17 protein-coding genes are annotated in these 15,863 nt (G+C 73.2%); 11 read left to right on the plus strand and 6 right to left on the minus strand.

All coding sequences use genetic code 11. From position 1 onward, the window contains the following. The first annotated feature begins 81 nt into the window (after nucleotides 1-81). Nucleotides 82-687, plus strand: coding sequence for a GTP cyclohydrolase I FolE (gene folE / locus AMK13_RS40140; RefSeq protein WP_049654054.1), 606 nt, complete (start codon nucleotides 82-84; stop codon nucleotides 685-687). Between the two features lie 21 nt (nucleotides 688-708). Here folE and AMK13_RS40145 read toward each other — a convergent pair whose 3' ends face one another. Further along, nucleotides 709-1,503 (minus strand): ferritin-like domain-containing protein, encoded by a 795-nt coding sequence (locus AMK13_RS40145; protein ID WP_049654056.1) that lies wholly within the window; start codon nucleotides 1,501-1,503, stop codon nucleotides 709-711. Nucleotides 1,504-1,616: 113 nt separating this feature from the next. Then, a complete protein-coding gene (locus AMK13_RS40150; protein WP_063780220.1) occupies nucleotides 1,617-2,771 on the minus strand; it encodes an alpha/beta hydrolase in 1,155 nt (384 codons plus the stop codon). Nucleotides 2,772-3,148: 377 nt separating this feature from the next. On the opposite strand from AMK13_RS40150, the gene AMK13_RS40155 reads away from it, so the two are divergent. From AMK13_RS40155 to AMK13_RS40185, 7 genes are all read left to right on the plus strand, one after another. Continuing rightward, a complete protein-coding gene (locus AMK13_RS40155; protein WP_079272951.1) occupies nucleotides 3,149-4,990 on the plus strand; it encodes a phosphatidylglycerol lysyltransferase domain-containing protein in 1,842 nt (613 codons plus the stop codon). Between the two features lie 90 nt (nucleotides 4,991-5,080). After that, the gene (gene folP / locus AMK13_RS40160) at nucleotides 5,081-5,953 is read left to right on the plus strand and encodes a dihydropteroate synthase (protein ID WP_049654059.1); all 873 of its coding nucleotides are present in this window, start codon (nucleotides 5,081-5,083) and stop codon (nucleotides 5,951-5,953) included. A 28-nt stretch (nucleotides 5,954-5,981) separates the two neighbouring features. After that, nucleotides 5,982-6,461 (plus strand): nuclear transport factor 2 family protein, encoded by a 480-nt coding sequence (locus tag AMK13_RS40165; protein WP_049654066.1) that lies wholly within the window; start codon nucleotides 5,982-5,984, stop codon nucleotides 6,459-6,461. Nucleotides 6,462-6,707: 246 nt separating this feature from the next. Further along, nucleotides 6,708-7,067, plus strand: coding sequence for a dihydroneopterin aldolase (gene folB / locus AMK13_RS40170; protein WP_049654068.1), 360 nt, complete (start codon nucleotides 6,708-6,710; stop codon nucleotides 7,065-7,067). 121 nt (nucleotides 7,068-7,188) lie between these two features. Beyond that, entirely contained in the window at nucleotides 7,189-7,788 is a 600-nt protein-coding gene (gene folK / locus AMK13_RS40175) for a 2-amino-4-hydroxy-6-hydroxymethyldihydropteridine diphosphokinase (protein ID WP_049654060.1), read from the plus strand. Between the two features lie 178 nt (nucleotides 7,789-7,966). Further along, complete coding sequence (locus AMK13_RS40180) at nucleotides 7,967-8,455, plus strand: DUF3180 domain-containing protein (protein WP_049654061.1); 489 nt, start codon at nucleotides 7,967-7,969, stop codon at nucleotides 8,453-8,455. A gap of 214 nt (nucleotides 8,456-8,669) precedes the next feature. Next, on the plus strand, nucleotides 8,670-9,770 hold the full coding sequence (locus tag AMK13_RS40185) for a hypothetical protein (protein WP_143204768.1): 1,101 nt from the start codon (nucleotides 8,670-8,672) through the stop codon (nucleotides 9,768-9,770). An 87-nt stretch (nucleotides 9,771-9,857) separates the two neighbouring features. On the opposite strand, the gene AMK13_RS40190 is transcribed toward AMK13_RS40185, so the two are convergent. Both AMK13_RS40190 and AMK13_RS40195 read right to left on the minus strand, forming a co-directional pair. Next, nucleotides 9,858-10,433 carry a TerD family protein gene (locus AMK13_RS40190; protein ID WP_049655167.1) on the minus strand — a complete coding sequence of 192 codons (576 nt, stop codon included), beginning with the start codon at nucleotides 10,431-10,433 and terminating at the stop codon, nucleotides 9,858-9,860. A 134-nt stretch (nucleotides 10,434-10,567) separates the two neighbouring features. Further along, nucleotides 10,568-11,065: a hypothetical protein gene (locus AMK13_RS40195; protein ID WP_369808326.1), complete on the minus strand. Its 498-nt coding sequence runs from the start codon at nucleotides 11,063-11,065 to the stop codon at nucleotides 10,568-10,570. Between the two features lie 98 nt (nucleotides 11,066-11,163). On the opposite strand from AMK13_RS40195, the gene arfB reads away from it, so the two are divergent. After that, nucleotides 11,164-11,598 (plus strand): alternative ribosome rescue aminoacyl-tRNA hydrolase ArfB, encoded by a 435-nt coding sequence (arfB, locus tag AMK13_RS40200; RefSeq protein WP_049655169.1) that lies wholly within the window; start codon nucleotides 11,164-11,166, stop codon nucleotides 11,596-11,598. An 11-nt stretch (nucleotides 11,599-11,609) separates the two neighbouring features. Here arfB and AMK13_RS40205 read toward each other — a convergent pair whose 3' ends face one another. Beyond that, nucleotides 11,610-12,146, minus strand: coding sequence for a flavin reductase family protein (locus tag AMK13_RS40205; protein ID WP_369808329.1), 537 nt, complete (start codon nucleotides 12,144-12,146; stop codon nucleotides 11,610-11,612). Nucleotides 12,147-12,508: 362 nt separating this feature from the next. Between AMK13_RS40205 and AMK13_RS40210 the strand changes: the two genes are divergently transcribed. Both AMK13_RS40210 and AMK13_RS40215 read left to right on the plus strand, forming a co-directional pair. Beyond that, a complete protein-coding gene (locus AMK13_RS40210) occupies nucleotides 12,509-14,296 on the plus strand; it encodes a GGDEF domain-containing protein (RefSeq protein WP_074006438.1) in 1,788 nt (595 codons plus the stop codon). Nucleotides 14,297-14,453: 157 nt separating this feature from the next. Further along, entirely contained in the window at nucleotides 14,454-15,467 is a 1,014-nt protein-coding gene (locus AMK13_RS40215; RefSeq protein WP_074006439.1) for a hypothetical protein, read from the plus strand. A gap of 69 nt (nucleotides 15,468-15,536) precedes the next feature. On the opposite strand, the gene AMK13_RS40220 is transcribed toward AMK13_RS40215, so the two are convergent. Then, on the minus strand, nucleotides 15,537-15,863 hold a 327-nt coding region (locus tag AMK13_RS40220; protein WP_143204769.1), incomplete at its 5' end, for an amidohydrolase family protein.

Consider the following 15,863-nt stretch of genomic DNA (forward strand, 5'->3'; position numbering starts at 1 on the left):
CGCGTCACCAGGGTTTGTACCCTGGAGGCGCGGCATCCGTGCTGTTCAGCCAGAGTCTTCCGATACATAAGCGAGGCCCGCATGATCGACCCGGTGACCTTCGACGGTCCGCCCGCCGTCGGTACCTTCGACCAGAAGCGGGCCGAGAACGCCATCCGCGAGCTGCTCCTCGCCGTCGGGGAGGACCCGGACCGCGAGGGCCTGCTGGAGACCCCGGCCCGGGTGGCGCGCGCCTACAAGGAGATATTCGCGGGCCTGTGGCAGGAGCCCGAGGACGTCCTCACCACCACCTTCGACCTCGGCCACGACGAGATGGTGCTGGTCAAGGACATCGAGCTGACCTCGGTCTGCGAGCACCACCTGGTGCCGTTCCGCGGCGTGGCCCACGTCGGGTACATCCCGTCCACCAGCGGCAAGATCACCGGGCTGTCCAAGCTCGCCCGGCTGGTCGACGTCTACGCCCGCCGGCCGCAGGTGCAGGAGCGGCTGACCAGCCAGGTCGCCGACGCGCTGATGCGGATCCTGGAGCCGCGCGGGGCGATCGTCGTGGTCGAGTGCGAGCACATGTGCATGTCGATGCGCGGCATCCGCAAGCCCGGCGCCAAGACCATCACCTCCTGCGTGCGCGGCCAGCTGCGCGACCCGGCCACCCGGGCCGAGGCGATGAGCCTCATCATCGGCCGGTAGGGCGCCGGCCGGGCCGACGGTTCAGGAACCGGGCACCTCGTGCTCCGCGTGCGGCGGAGCCGGGGTGCCCAGCGCGTTGCGGTGCTCGGGCATCCGCAGCGTGACCATCCGGCGCCAGCCGTAGGCGCGGTCGTACAGGTGGAGCGCGCGCACCCCGAGGGTGATCAGGGCGAGCTGCCAGCGCGGCCAGCGCAGGATCCGGGCCATCCGGGCGGTGACGGCGAGGCCGACGTCCCGGTAGGTGCGGACCTCGCCCCGGGCGCTGGTCTCCAGGGCGTGCCGGACGTACGGGCCGTGGCCCTCGGAGATCAGCCGCAGCAGCTCCTCGTGGCAGTAGGCGAGGTGGTCGTCCTCGTCGGCGGAGATCACCCGCATCGCCCGGCCGAGGGCCGGGTTGTCCGCGTACGCCCTGACCAGCTGCCGCATCTGCTCGGCGGCGCGCTGCTCGGTGACCCGGCTGTGCGCGAGGTAGGTGATGAGCTCGCGGTCGGTCAGCGGGACGTCGCTGTTCAGCCGTTCGTGCGAGAGGCCGATGCCCTGGCGCTCCAGCAGCATGCAGTAGTCGGTCTCGTCGGGCACGGGCACCTTGGGCAGGCCGCGCCGGTTCAGCAGCTGGGCGAAGATCCGGCCGTGCTTGCGCTCGTCGGCACCGTGCCGGGCGACCTTCGGGGCGAGGACCGGGTCCCGGGTGAGGGCGGCGATCCGCTCGTTCTCCCAGCCGCCCTGGTCCTCGCCGCCGGCCGCGATGCTGCAGAACAGCTGGTACGCCTGGTCGTTGCGGTAGATCTCGTCGAAGAGCGAGCGGGTGCTCAGCACAGTGCCTCCTGCGCGGGTCCGGGGGCGCCCGGCGGGGGCCGACGGGCGGTCGCGATACGTTCCCCCGGGCCGCCGGCCGGGCGGGCCGACCGGCGGGTAGTCACCCACGTGCGCTAGCCGAGGTGCGAGCCCAGCCATTCGAGGGTGGCCGGCAGCTCCCTGGTCCAGCTGTCGAAGTTGTGCCCGCCGTCGTCCAGGTAGAGCGAGTCGATCTTGAACTGGGGGTTGGCCGCCGCGGTCCTGGTGGCGAGGTCGACGAACTGGACGGTCTGCGGGTAGTCCCCCTCCGCGCGGGTGGAGACCGCCAGCACGTTGAGCGCCGGGACCGGCAGGTTCTGCAGCCGCCAGCCGAGGTCGTGCTGCTGGGCCAGCGCCTTGTCGCCGTTGAAGAGGTCGCCGCCGGTGTAGTTGTCCTGGCGCACGGTGAAGTCGCCGTGCAGGCTCGCCGCGCTGCCGTAGACGTTCGGGAAGCGCATCGCCAGGCGCAGCGCGCAGCTGCCGCCGGTGGAGTAGCCGAGGGTGCCCCAGGAGCCGGCCGTGCGGCCGACCCGGTAGGCGCTGAGGATGGCCTCGGGGACGTCCTTGACGAACCAGGTCTCGGTGCGCGGCCCGCCGGGGACGTCCACGCACTCGGTGTCCCGGGACGGGACGACCGCCGGGCGGGCCATCACCAGGACGGTCGGCGGCATCTTGCCGGAGCGCTGCAGCTCGATCGCGGTCTGGGCGAGGGGCAGCTCGTGCAGCAGGTTCAGGGTGGTGCCCGGGTAGCCGGCGATGGCCAGCAGGACGGGGAAGCGGACCAGGGTGAGCTTCGGGTCGAAGTACGCGGGCGGCAGGTAGACGAACATCTGGTCGGAGAAGCCCGTCTCCTTGCCGCTCACCCGGACCGACTCGATCCTGCCGACCTCCTCGGGCGGGCCCTTCGGCAGGTTGGTGATGGTCTCCAGGCCGCCCTCGGTGGTGGGCTGGACCAGCGCGTCGGGGACCGGGGTGCCGCCCCTGTGGTTCTCGTTGCCGGCCAGCGCGAGCTTGGCGCCGCCGGGGCTGAGCAGGTCGTCCCAGGAGGTGTAGAACCCGAAGGAGTTGTTCACCGACAGCGCGAGCACGGCCAGGACCGAGGCTTGAACGACCGTCAGTAACCCGATCCGGCCGAGCACCGGCAGCGGACGTTGCGGCGCCAGCCGCGGCCAGAGCCACAGGGTCGTGACGACCGCCGCGGCGCCGAGTGCGAGAAGCGAGTTCACCAGCGCGTCGCTGGTCAGTTCCATGCCGTCGGCCTTCCGGTGGGACACTGTCGGTGCAGGCTTCATCGTCTGGCGGTCCGTCAGGCCGGGCCACCGTGGCTAGGCTGTCCGGATGCCCGGGCGGGCTGGTAGGGCGGGGAGAGCCGGAGGCAACCGGCGCCCTAGAATGCGGCGTCCACCGTACGTAACGCGTCCCGGAGGGTCCCGTCGCGCCACGCTGCGGCGGGCCCCCGGCTCCCACCGCCGGCTCAACCCGCAGCGCGACCACGGCCCCGGTTTACCGACCGTTTCCGGGTCCTTGGTATGCGCATTGCCTGATGAAGGAATAGGCATGAAGGTCCATCACGCGTCCTCCCCCGGAGTGACCGGACACCGCACCGCAGCCTCTACGCTGAGCTTCCATGAGCGTTCCCGTGTCCGTTGAGCCGAGCCCCGAGCAGCCGCCGCGCCGTCGCCGCGGCCTGCAGACGCTGCGCAACCAGGCGTCCGCCGTCCCGAGGGCCTGGCTCCCCGGAGCGGTCGGCTACGCCTGTCTGCTGATCGGGCTCGTGGACATCGCCAGCGCGGTGTTCCCCAGGCTCCGGCACACGAAGGTGCACACCTTCGCGGGGCAGCTGCCGGGCGGCACCACCAGCCTGGCGGCGGTCGGCGCGCTGATGGTCGGCATCCTGCTGGTGCCGCTGGCGCACGCGCTGCGCCGGCGCAAGCGGCGGGCCTGGCGGGCGGTCTGCGTGCTGTTGCCGGTCAGCGCCGGGCTGCACATCGTGCGCTGGCACCAGATCGGCCCGGCGGTCGTCTCGCTGGTGGTCCTCGCCGTGATGCTGGTCCACCAGCGCGAGTTCTACGCCAAGGCCGACCCGCGCACCCGCTGGCGGGCGGTGGTCAACCTGGTCGTCATGGGCGTCCTCAGCGTGCTGCTCGGCCTGCTGATCGTGAGCACCCGGACCAAGTACGAGATCGGCCACCCGGGCCTGACCGAGCGCCTGCAGCACGTCGGGTACGGACTGTTCGGCTTCGAGGGCCCGATCCGGTACAACAACGTCCGGATGTCCGACCTGGTCGCCTACCTGCTCGGCGGGCTCGGCCTGCTGACCGCCTTCACCACCGCGTACCTGGCGCTGCGCCCGGGCAAGCCGAAGCCCGAGCTGACGGCGGAGGACGAGGAGAAGGTCCGCGAGCTGCTCAAGCGGCACGGCGAGCGCGACTCGCTCGGCTACTTCGCGCTGCGCCGCGACAAGAGCGTGCTGTTCTCGCCCACCGGCAAGGCCGCGATCTCCTACCGGGTGGTCTCCGGCGTGATGCTGGCCTCCGGCGACCCGGTCGGCGACGTCGAGGCCTGGCCGGGCGCGATCAAGGTGTTCATGGCCGAGGCCCGCGAGCACGCCTGGGTGCCGGCCGTGATGGGGTGCAGTGAGGTCGGCGGCGAGGTCTGGACCCGTGAGGCGGGCCTGGACGCGCTGGAGCTGGGCGACGAGGCGATCGTGGACACCGCGTCCTTCTCGCTCTCCGGCCGGGCCATGCGCAACGTGCGCCAGATGGTCAAGCGGATCGAGCGCAACGGCTACTCCTGCCAGGTGCGCCGGGTCTCCGAGCTCACCGTGGAGGAGAAGTACCGGATCGCCGACGCCGCCGCCCGCTGGCGCGGCACCGACACCGAGCGCGGCTTCTCGATGGCCCTCGGCCGCTTCGGCGACCCGCTGGACGACGACTGCGTGGTGGTCACCGCCCACAAGGCCCCAGAGGAGGGCGAGGAGGGCGACGACCTGAAGGCCGTGCTGCACTTCGTGCCCTGGGGGCCGGACGGCATCTCGCTGGAGCTGATGCGCCGCGACCGCGCCGCCGACCCGGGCCTGAACGAGCTGCTGATCGTCGCCGCGCTGCAGGCGGTGCCCGCGATGGGCGTGCGCCGGGTGTCGCTCAACTTCGCGATGTTCCGCTCGGCGCTGGCCCGCGGGGAGCGGATCGGCGCCGGCCCGGTGCTGCGCGCCTGGCGGGGGCTGCTGGTGTTCCTGTCGCGCTGGTTCCAGATCGAGTCGCTGTACAAGTTCAACGCCAAGTTCCAGCCCGAGTGGGAGCCGCGCTTCCTGGTCTTCCCGAGCACCCGGGACCTGCCCCGGATCGGCTTCGCCGCGATGCAGGCGGAGGCCTTCATCACGCTCGGGATGCCGCGTCTCGGCCGTCGGCGCCAGCGCGAGGGGCTGATGCCGGTCCCGTCGACCCGTGAGGTCACCGAGGCCGCCTGAGGCCCGTCGCGGGCCTTCGGGGCCGCGACGGCACGGAACGGGGCCCCCGCCGAGAATCCTCGGCGGGGGCCCCGTTCGATAATGGGAAGCATGAACGATTCGCCCTCCTTCTCCCTGCCGGCCGGTCTGCCGCGACTGGAGCGCTGCGCCGTGATGGGCGTGGTCAACGTCACGCCCGACTCCTTCTCGGACGGCGGGATGTGGCACGACCCCGCCAAGGCGATCGCGCACGGCCTCGCGCTGCGGGCCCGCGGCGCCGACCTGGTGGACGTCGGCGGCGAGTCCACCCGGCCGGGCTCGCAGCGGGTCCCCGAGGAGGAGGAGCTGCGCCGGGTGATCCCGGTGGTGCGCGAGCTCGCCGACGCCGGGGTGGTGGTCTCGGTGGACACCATGCGCGCCTCGGTCGCCGAGCGGGCCGTCGAGGCCGGCGCCGCGATCGTCAACGACGTCTCCGGGGGGCTCGCCGACCCGGCGATGGCCCGGGTGGTCGCCGAGACCGGCGCGCCCTTCGTGGTGATGCACTGGCGCGGGCAGTCCGCCGACATGGACCGGATGGCCGTCTACGACGACGTCGTGCGGGACGTGGTCGCCGAGCTGACCGACCGGGTGGACGCGCTGCTGGCGGCCGGGGTCAAGGAGGACCAGCTGATCCTCGACCCGGGGCTCGGCTTCGCCAAGACCTCCGAGCACAACTGGGCGCTGCTCGGCCGGCTGGACGCGCTCACCGCGCTCGGCCGTCCCGTGCTCGTGGCGGCTTCGCGCAAGCGGTTCCTGGGTACGCTGCTCGCCGACCCGGCAACCGGGGAACTGCGCCCGGCCCGGGAGCGCGACGACGCGACGGCCGCGGTGTCGGTGCTGTCCGCACGGGCGGGAGCCTGGGCGGTGCGGGTGCACGACGTGTCCGGCACGGCGGATGCCGTCCGGGTGGTCGCGGCCTGGCAGCACGCGGCGCGGTTGGGGTGAGGGAGGGTCTGTGACAGGTGACGGCAGGTTGAGCGGCGGTACGGCCGGGCGGGCCCGCGAGGCGGACCTGGAGGCCGTTCTGGCGGCGAACCAGGGGCTCTACGAGGCGCTGGAACGGGGGGACCTGGAAGCGGTCGAGGACGCCTGGCTGGGCGCCGCGGACGCCGACGACAAGGGTGGCGTGGTGTGCGTGCACCCGGGCTGGCCGGTGCTCCGCGGCCGGGCCCAGGTGACCCGTTCGTACATGCTGATCATGATGAACACGGAGTACATCCAGTTCTTCCTGACCGATGTCGAGGCCGAGGTGCACGGTGATGTGGCCCTTGTCACGTGCACCGAGAACATCCTGTCCGGCGGAGAGTCGGAGGAGGAGGGGGAACTCGGGCCGCTGGTCGGCGGAAAGGTCGTGTCGACGAATCTGTTCCGTCGTACCCCGGCCGGGTGGAAGCTCTGGTCGCATCACGGTTCACCCGTTCTGACCAGCGGGGACGACGACGAGGAGAGCTGATTCCGGCACTTGCGGAAATGCGGTGCCGGGAAGTCGCCGGGAATTTCCGAGTGGTCACCGAACGTTCACGTCAATCGCCATATCGGTGCGCGTGGCGTCGGTTCGTGCCGGGTAGGACGGTCAGGCGTTGTCCGTGCTCGCGGGTAGATTCGAAACGGAGTGGCGGGCGTGCCGCCCGCCTTCGCCCTGCCCGTCCATGCCTTTCTCCGGGCGGGGCCCGTCCGACTGGGAGCAGTGATTCGTTTGCTGGACCGCGTCACCCTGCGGGGGCTGCGAGCCCGGGGCCACCACGGCGTCTTCGAGCGCGAGCGCGTCGAGGGGCAGACCTTCGTGGTCGACCTCGTGCTCCACCTGGACACCCGCCCCGCCGCGGCCGGAGACGACCTCACCCGCACCGCGCACTACGGGCTGGTGGCGGAGGAGGTCACCGCGATCATCGCCGGGGAGCCGGTCGACCTGATCGAGACGCTGGCCCAGCGGATCGCCGACCAGTGCCTCAAGCACGAAGCGGTCGAGGAGGTCGAGGTCACCGTGCACAAGCCGGACGCCCCGATCACCGTGCCGTTCGACGACGTGACCGTGACCATCCACCGGGGCCGCGCATGACCCCCACCGCGCGCCCCGGTATCCGATGTAGAGGACGTTTTCCGATGAGCGAGCGAAGCGAGCGGATGATCAAGAGGTGCGCATGGGTGAGTGCCCCTGCTGAGCGAAGCGAGGCGGGCGCATGAGCACCAGTGACCCGACCGCCACGCCGAACGCGTTCGACCTGGAGAGCCGGGTGGACTCCGCCGACACCACGCTGCACAGCCAGCGCTGCGCGGTGATCGCGCTCGGCAGCAACCTGGGCAACCGGCTGGACACCCTCCAGGGGGCCGTCGACGCGCTCGCCGACACCCCGGGGCTGAAGATCAAGGCCGTCTCCGCGGTGTACGAGACCGAGGCCGTCGGCGGGCCCGAGGAGCAGCCGAACTACTACAACGCGGTCGTGGTGCTGCGCACCTCGCTGCCCCCGCGGGACCTGCTGGAGCGCGGCAACGCCATCGAGGACGCCTTCGGGCGGGTGCGGACCGTCCACTGGGGCCCGCGCACCCTGGACGTCGACATCCTGGCCTACGAGGGCGTGCTGAGCGACGACCCGCAGCTGCTGCTGCCGCACCCGCGCTCGCACGAGCGCGCCTTCGTGCTCGCCCCCTGGCTGGACGCCCAGCCGGAGGCCGAGGTGCCCGGGCACGGGCGGGTGGACGCGCTGCTGACCGCGCTGGGCGGTCCGGACGCGCAGGGCGTGAAGCGCCGCGAGGACATCGGGCTGACGCTGCCCGAGTAGGTCCGGAGGCCGGTGACCGGGGCCGTTGCCCGGGGAACTCGGCCGGGGGCCCGGCCGTACGAGTAGGTGTCCGCCGTTCACGCGGGTGCCCGCCCGGCCGGGCCCGGTACGGTGGCCTGGCGTCGCCGCGCCACCGGGCGGGCGGCCGGTTCGGGTACCCGGGAAGGACCTCCTCCGAGTGAAGCTGCTTCGCCTCCGCCTCCTGATCGGCATCACCGCCGCCACGACGGCGCTGTCCTGGGCCGGCTCCAAGCTGTGGGCCTCCGTGGACACGCTGCCTGCGGTGCCGGCCGCGGCGCCGGTGGTGCTGGCGGCGGTCGCGGTGGTCCTGCTGGCGACCGCGCTGTCGCTGCGGGCCCGGCTGAAGGCGGTGCGCGAGCGGCAGCCCGGGGCGAAGGGGGTCGACCCGCTGCTGGCGGCCCGGGCGGTGGTGCTGGGGCAGGCCAGCGCGCTGGTCTCCTCGGTGGTCACCGGGATCTACGCGGGGGCCGGGATCTACCTGCTGGGCGAGCTGGACGTGTCGGCCCGCAAGGACCAGGCCGTGACGGCCGGGCTCGCGGTGCTGGCGGGGGCCGCAGTGATCGCGGCGGCGCTCTGGATCCAGCACGTGTGCAAGCTGCCGGAGAACCACGACGACCCGGGTGGTCCGGCGGCGTCGCACCGCTGAGACGCGGCCGGGGCAGCGCCGGGGCGCCGCCCGGGCGTCACGGTGGCCTCGACGGCCCCGCCGGCACCGTCCGCCTCGTCGGCACCGCTGAGCAGGGCTTTCTTCGTGATCTTGCGTGAGAATCCGGGCACGTGCGGTAAAAACCGCACCCTGTCAAGGGCGGAAGGGGACCCTGGGCTGACAGGCCCCCAATTCGCACGCTAGTTTCTTGGACATGTCTCGCGGACGCCACCGTCATTCCTCCGTCCTCGGCCGGGTCTTTCCCCCCACCGCCGCCGGCGTGCTGCTGGTCGCCGCACTGGCCGCTCTGCTTTTCAGTCAGGACACCGTCCTGGTGCGCTCGGTGGGCGTCGCGGCGGTGATCGCGACGCTCGGCTTCGCGTTGCTGCTGCGCCAGCGGGACAAGGCGGCCCGGGCGGCCGCCGAGACGTCCGCGGCCCAGCGGCTGCGCGCCGAGGAGCGGTTCGAGGAGCAGCTGGCCGAGGCCGAGTACGCGGCGGAGGTCGCCGAGGAGCGGGCCACCCGGTTCGGGCGGCGGCTGACGGCGGAGAAGTCGCGGCTGGCGAAGGCCGAGACCGAGATCGCCCGGCTGCTGCGCGAGCGGGCCGTGGCGGTGGCCGAGCAGGCGCTCAAGGAGGCCGAGGCGGCCCAGCAGGCGCTCGCCGCGAGCCGTCCGAAGCACCCGGCCAGCCCGGCCGCCTACGTGCGGGCGGCGTCCGTGCTGCGGCTGCTGGAGCGCCGCGCGGCGGAGCAGGAGGCCCGGCGGGCGCGTACGGCGGGCGCGGAGGTGGCCCTGCGGAAGCCCGCGAAGGAGTCGCCGGTCGCGCCGGCCGCGTCGATGGCCGTGCCGGCCCCGGTGGCGCCCTCGGTGCCGACCCCGGGGCGGGCTCCGGCGGCCCCGGCGCCGGTGCGGCCCGAGCCGGTGCGTCCGGCGCTGACCGCGACGGTCGGTCAGCTCGGCGGCGCGTCGGCCGGGCCGGCCGCGGCGCCCGCGCCGGTGGAGCGGCAGCGGCCGCGTCCGGCGCAGTCCGGTCCGGCCCGCGGGCAGGGCTTCAGCTTCTTCGGCCGCGGTGCGGCTGCCCCGGCGCGCCCGGCGGCCCCGGCACCGGCGGTGGGCAGCGTCGCCGAACTGGGGGAGCGCGCCGACCTGGCGGACGTGGTGGGCGACGAGGCGGTGGCCGAGAAGGCCGTGGCCGAGGCCCGGGCGGCGGAGTCGGCCGAGCGGCCGGAGCAGGGCGGGCCGACCGTGGTGGACCTGACGCCGGAGGACGAGACCGAGCTGATCCAGCTGCCGGAGCTGCGCGCCTCGCGCTGAGGCCCGCCGGGCCCGGAAACGGAGAAACCGCGGCGCGGGGAGTCGGACGGACCGACTTCCCGCGCCGCGGCGTTGTCCGCGGGTGCGTCAGAGCTGGACGCCGAAGTCCTGGGCGATGCCGGCCAGGCCGGAGGCGTAGCCCTGGCCGACGGCGCGGAACTTCCACTCCCCGTTGTTGCGGTAGAGCTCGCCGAAGATCATCGCGGTCTCGGTGGCGGCGTCCTCGGAGAGGTCGTAGCGGGCGATCTCGGCGCCGCCGGCCGCGTTCACCACGCGGATGTAGGCGTTGCGGACCTGGCCGAAGTTCTGGCCGCGGGCGGTGCCGTCGTAGATGGTGACCGGGAAGGTGATCTTGGCGGCCTCGACCGGCAGGCCGGCCAGGTTGATGTTGATCGACTCGTCGTCGCCCGCGCCCTCGCCGGTGCGGTTGTCACCGGTGTGCACGACGGTGTTGTCCGGCGTGCTGGTGTTGTTGAAGAAGACGAAGTGGCCGTTGGACAGCACCTTGCCGTCCGCGTTCAGGACGATCGCGCTGGCGTCGAGGTCGAACTCGGCGCCGGTCGTGGTGCGGACGTCCCAACCCAGGCCGACGGTGACCGCGGACAGGCCGGGGGCCTCCTTGGTCAGCGAGACGTTGCCACCCTTGGAGAGGCTCACTGGCATGACGATTGCAGTCCCTTCGTTCGCTTCGTTCGCTATTTCCCGGGACAACGCAATACCGCGGTGGCTTGGTTCCGCAGGGGCCGTGAATTCTTCGTGGGCGCCCAACGGAGGGCAAAGACCGGGCAAAGGACGTGTCAGATGCGCCGGAACCGGCCCTGCAGCGTCCAGATGTTCGGGTTGTCGGCCAGGTCGGGGTGCATGTCGAAGAGGTCCGCCAGGGTGTCCTGGAGGAAGTCCCGGGCCTCGCGCCGCAGCTCGCCGTGGCGGACCACCACCGGCGGCTCGTCCGGCAGCCAGGTGGCGGTGACCTCGACCCAGTTGAAGCGGCGGGCGAAGCGCAGCAGCTCGGTGTTCTGGGTGAAGTCGAGGTCGGCGGTCTGCACCCGGGCGGCCCGGACGCCGTCCGGGTCGCGGTCCAGGAGTTCGGCGACGTCGCACAGCGCCCAGGCGAAGTCGAGCACGGGCACCCAGCCCCAGGCGGTGGACAGTTCCGAGCCCTCGCCGTCCAGGTACACGTCGCCGCAGAACAGGTCGTACCGCAGGGCGTGTACGGACGCGGTGCGGTAGTCCGTCTGCGGGGGGTCGGGGAAGCGGTTGGAGAGGGAGTAGCCGAGCTCGATCACGTACGCCATTGTCGGGGCTCGGGGCGCCCGGGGGTAACCGGGTGCGGAAGCGGGGGGCGTACCGATATCCGGGTGACCGGGCGGGCCGGGCGCGGGATGATGGGCGCATGTCCGAGCCCATCCGCGTACGGGGGTCGGTGGTCGTCCCCGACGCCGAGCTCGTCTGGCGCTTCTCGCGTTCCTCCGGCCCCGGCGGCCAGCACGTCAACACCTCCGACTCCAAGGCCGAGTTGCGCTTCGACCTGGCCTCGACCAGGGCGCTGCCCGAGGTGTGGCGCGAGCGGGCGCTGGAGCGGCTGGCCGGCCGGCTGGTGGACGGCCGGGTGCTGGTGGTCCAGGCCTCGGAGTTCCGCTCGCAGTGGCGCAACCGGGAGGCGGCCGCGGCCCGGCTGTCGGCGCTGCTGACCGAGGCGTGCGCGCCGCCGCCGAAGGCCCGGCGGGCGACCAGGCCGAGCCGGGGGATGGTCCAGCGGCGGCTGGAGAACAAGAAGCACCGCTCCGAGCTGAAGCGGGGCCGCCGGGCGCCGCGGGGCGGTGAGTAGCCGGCGCGGCCTCAGCCGAGGGTGCGGTAGCCGCCGCGGAAGTAGAGCAGCGGGCGGCCGCCGGGGTCGGGCACCGTGGCCTCCAGGACGCGGCCGAGCAGCAGGGTGTGGTCGCCGGCGGGTATCCGCTGCTCGGTGCGGCACTCGACGGTGGCCAGCGCGCCGTCGACCAGCGGGGCGCCGGTGCGCGGGCCGCGGTGGTGCGGGGTGTCCGCGAACAGCAGCCGGTCGCTGAGCCGGCCCTTCATGGCGAACCGGGAGCCGAGCGTCTTCTGTCCCTCGGTCAGCACCGAGACCGCCCAGGTGTCCACCCGGGAGAGCACCTCGTCCATCCGGGAGTCCTCGCGGACCGAGATCAGCACCAGCGGCGGCTCCAGCGACACCGAGAGGAAGGACGTGGCGGTCATGCCGACGTCCTCGCCGTCCTCCGGGTCGTGGACGGTCACCAGGCTCACGCCGGCGGCGAGCTGGGAGAGGGCAGCCCGGAACTCGTCGGGCGTGGCGTGGGGGGCAGCTTCGGGCTGCGGCGACGGGTACACGTACCGCACGGTAGTCGTCACCCGGGAGGAACGGCATCGGGCCTTGGTCGTAGGACCGGCGGTCCGGCCGAAGGGTTACGCCCGGTGGCCGAACTCACCCTCAGGAGTGAAGCGACCGGACTGGCGGGCGCAGTCGGCTTCAGTCGGCGGCCAATGCGGTCGACCACCAGAAAAGTTCCGATGGCGCTGTATGTCCCACTACGGGACAGATGAACTGATTAAGGGCGCATTAGTCTCGTGTGATTTAAGTCACAAGTGATGGCCTATTGCTGACCGAGCGTGCCGAGCGCTGTGCTCCCTGTGATTCAGTTCTTCTGGCAATCGGACGATAACCAATCAAGAACTATCCGAAGCAGCCGGGGAGCCCCCGCATGGAAGCCGAGTCGGAGCCGTACGTCCGTCTCGCGACCCTCCGCACCTTGCACCGGGTCGTGGCGGACCTCAACGCTGCCCGCAGCCTCGCTGGCACGCTCCAGGCCGTGGTCGAGGGCGCGGTGCACGGGCTCGGCTTCGACGCCGCCGCGGTCAGCCTCGTCCGGCCCGACGGCGACCTCGTGGTGGCGGCCGTCTGGGAGCTGGAGGAGAGCCCGATGGGCGGCCCCTCCGTCCTGCTCGGCCAGGTCGGCTCCCGGGAGTCCTGGGACCGGCTGCTCGGCGTCAGCGACCACTGGGGAACCCTGCGCTTCCTGCCGTACGACCGCGGCTGGGCCGTCGCCAGCGACATCCCGCGCTGGATCGGGGACGGCCCGCTGCCGGTGTACGCCAACGACTGGCACCCCGCCGACGGGCTGCTCGCCCCGATGTACAGCGCCGGCGGCGACCTCCTCGGCGTCCTCTCGGTGGACCGCCCGCGCAGCGGCAAGCGGCCCGGCGCCTGGACCCGCGAGGCGCTGGAGATGTTCTCGCTGCAGGCCTCCATCGCGATCGGCAACGCCCGGCTGCGGGCCGAGATGCAGCGCGCGCTGGCCCGCCTGGAGAAGGAGCAGCAGGCGCTGCGGGCCAGCGAGGAGAGCTTCCGCCAGGCCTTCGAGTACGCGCCCAGCGGGATGGCGATCACCGAGCTGCACGGCGTCGGGCGCGGCCAGCTGACCAGGGTGAACGACGCGCTCTGCCGACTGCTCGGCCGGCCCCGGGCGGTGCTGCGCCAGCAGAGCTTCGCCGACCTCGTGCACCCCGAGGACCGGGCGCTGCTGGAGCGCACCAGCGCCGAGAGCGGCCGCGCGGAGCTGCGGCTGTCCCGGCGGGACGGCGGCTACCAGTGGGTCTGCCTGCGCAACTCGATCGTCGCGGACGCGGCCGAGGGGCCGAGCTTCCTGCTCACCCACGTCGAGGACATCGAGGACCGCAAGCGGCACGAGTTCCAGCTCGCCCACCGGGCCAGCCATGACGCCCTGACCGGGCTGCCGAACGGCGCCGAGCTCAAGGCCCGGCTGGCCCGCCGGCTCTGCGCCCAGCCGCAGCCGGTCGGCGCCACCGGCGGGCAGGTCGAGGTGGCCTACCCGCAGCCGTACGGCTACCCGGTCGACTCCTACAGCGCGCACGCGGCGCACGACGGGCTGGAGGGCGCGGACCGGTACGCCGGGCCGGCGCACGGCTACGGCCTGCCCGAGGGGCTGCCGGGCGGGCTCGGCCCGGGCTTCGGGGAGCACGTGCACGCGGTGGTCCCGGCCGAGTACGGGCCGGGCGGCGAGGCCTGGTCGGCTCCGTTCCGCTCGGGCGCGGCGGCGGCGGTGGACAAGGGGCTCGCGGTGCTCTTCTGCGACCTGGACGGCTTCAAGTCGATCAACGACCGGTTCGGCCACAACGCGGGCGACGCGGTGCTGGTCGAGGTCGCCCGGCGGCTGAGCCAGGCCGTCCGGGACGGCGACACGGTGGCCCGGCTCGGCGGCGACGAGTTCGTGGTGCTGGCGGACGGGATCGGCCGCGAGGAGGCCAAGGACCTCGCCCACCGGCTGCGGGGCGCGATCATCCCGCCGATGCGGATCGACGGACGGGCGATGCGGGTGGGGGTGAGCCTCGGCGTCGGCTGGGCCGGCTGCGGGATGAGCATCGAGGAGGTGCTGCAGACCGCGGACGAGCGGATGTACGACGAGAAGCGGGCCCGGGGCGGGGCGGTGCGCGGGGCGCGCGGCGAGCGCTCGCACCGGCGCGCGGGCTGAGCCGGCGGACGGCCCCCGCGGGCCCGGGCCGGCCCTGGTCGGTCCCGGTTACCCGTGAGTTGTCAAGGGTTCTTTTCCTGCCGTCACATACGGCAGGTAGGGTTCCCGGTACGACAGCGTCCATGATCTGCGCCGCCCGCAGCAGGCGGCGCACCGGATGGGGGAGCAGACCACCGTGACGACCGCCGGCAGCAACGGAGTGCCCGAGGGCCAGGGGGGCGGTGCCCCGCAGGACGACGACCCGTTCGGCTACCTCTACCGCCCGGCCGACGGTTCCACCGGGCAGCCGGCCGAGCCGCAGCAGGGGGTCCCGCGCACGCCGTACAGTCGCCCGATGGAGGTCGGGCGCGCCCAGTACGGCTACCCGCCGCGGGCGCAGCAGCAACAGCAGCAGCCGTACGGCCAGCAGGGCATGCCGCCGCAGTACCCGGGCGGCCAGCCGCAGGCCCCGTACGGTCAGCCCGGCCCGCCGCAGCAGCCCGAGTACGGTGCGGCGCCCACCCAGCAGACCCGCTACGCCGAGCACTCCCGGCCGCAGCCGGGCGAGGAGCCGCGCAGCAGCGGCCGGAGCAAGGGCGCGGTGATCGGCGCGGTGGCCGTGGTCGCGGCGATAGCGATCGGGGCGGGCATAGCCCTCTCCACCGGGGACCCGGACGACAACAAGACCGGCAAGGGCGGCACCGCCACCACCGCCCCGCCGGCCCCCACCACCCCGGGGCCGACCGCCACGACCGCCAGCGGCTCCCCCTCGGCGAGCGCCACCCCGGTCTCCGGACCGACGACCGTGGACGCCGGCCAGCTCCAGGGGCAGAACGCGCCCTCCGGCAACACCGTCAAGGGCGCCAAGTCGGCCGACGGCAGCTACCTGACGCTCCAGCCGGGCGGCTCGGTGACCTGGACCGGCGAGATCGCCACCGCCGGGTCGTACAAGCTGACCGTGCACTACAACTACTCGGGCGCGGAGTTCAAGGGCTCGGCCTCGGTGAACGGCAAGGACTGGCCGAGCGGGGTGACGTACAGGATCTACGGGCCGCAGCCCAAGGACCAGACCTCCGCCTGGTACAGCACCTGGATACTGCCGCAGTTCCAGGCCGGGCCGAACACGGTGACCCTCACGGTGCCCTCCGGCGCGGTCCTGGTCGACCAGATCACCATCGAGCCGGGCGGCTGAGCCCGCCCCTCCTCCGGACACACCACGGCCGCCCGTCCCCGCGTGGGGGAGGGCGGCCGTCGGCGTCGCTCAGGCGGGCTCGACGGTGGAGAACCTCTCGCCGCCGACGATCCACCGGCCGCGGCGCATCACCGCGACCAGGTCGTAGCCCTCCGAGTCGACCACGACCAGGTCGGCGAGCTTGCCGGTCTCCAGCGAGCCGATCGAGTCGCCCAGGCCGAGCAGCCGGGCCGGGGTGGCGGACAGCGACTCGACGGCCTGGTTCAGGCTCAGCCCGTTGACGGTGACCGAGCGCTTGAACGCCACGTCCAGGGTGAGGGTCGAGCCGGCGATCGCACCGCCCTCGACCAGCCGGGCCACGCCGTCCTTGACCTGGACCTGGAGCGGGCCGAGCGG

Origin of the sequence: Streptomyces sp. CB02056 (genome assembly GCF_001905545.1) — a bacterium.
GTDB lineage: Bacteria > Actinomycetota > Actinomycetes > Streptomycetales > Streptomycetaceae > Kitasatospora.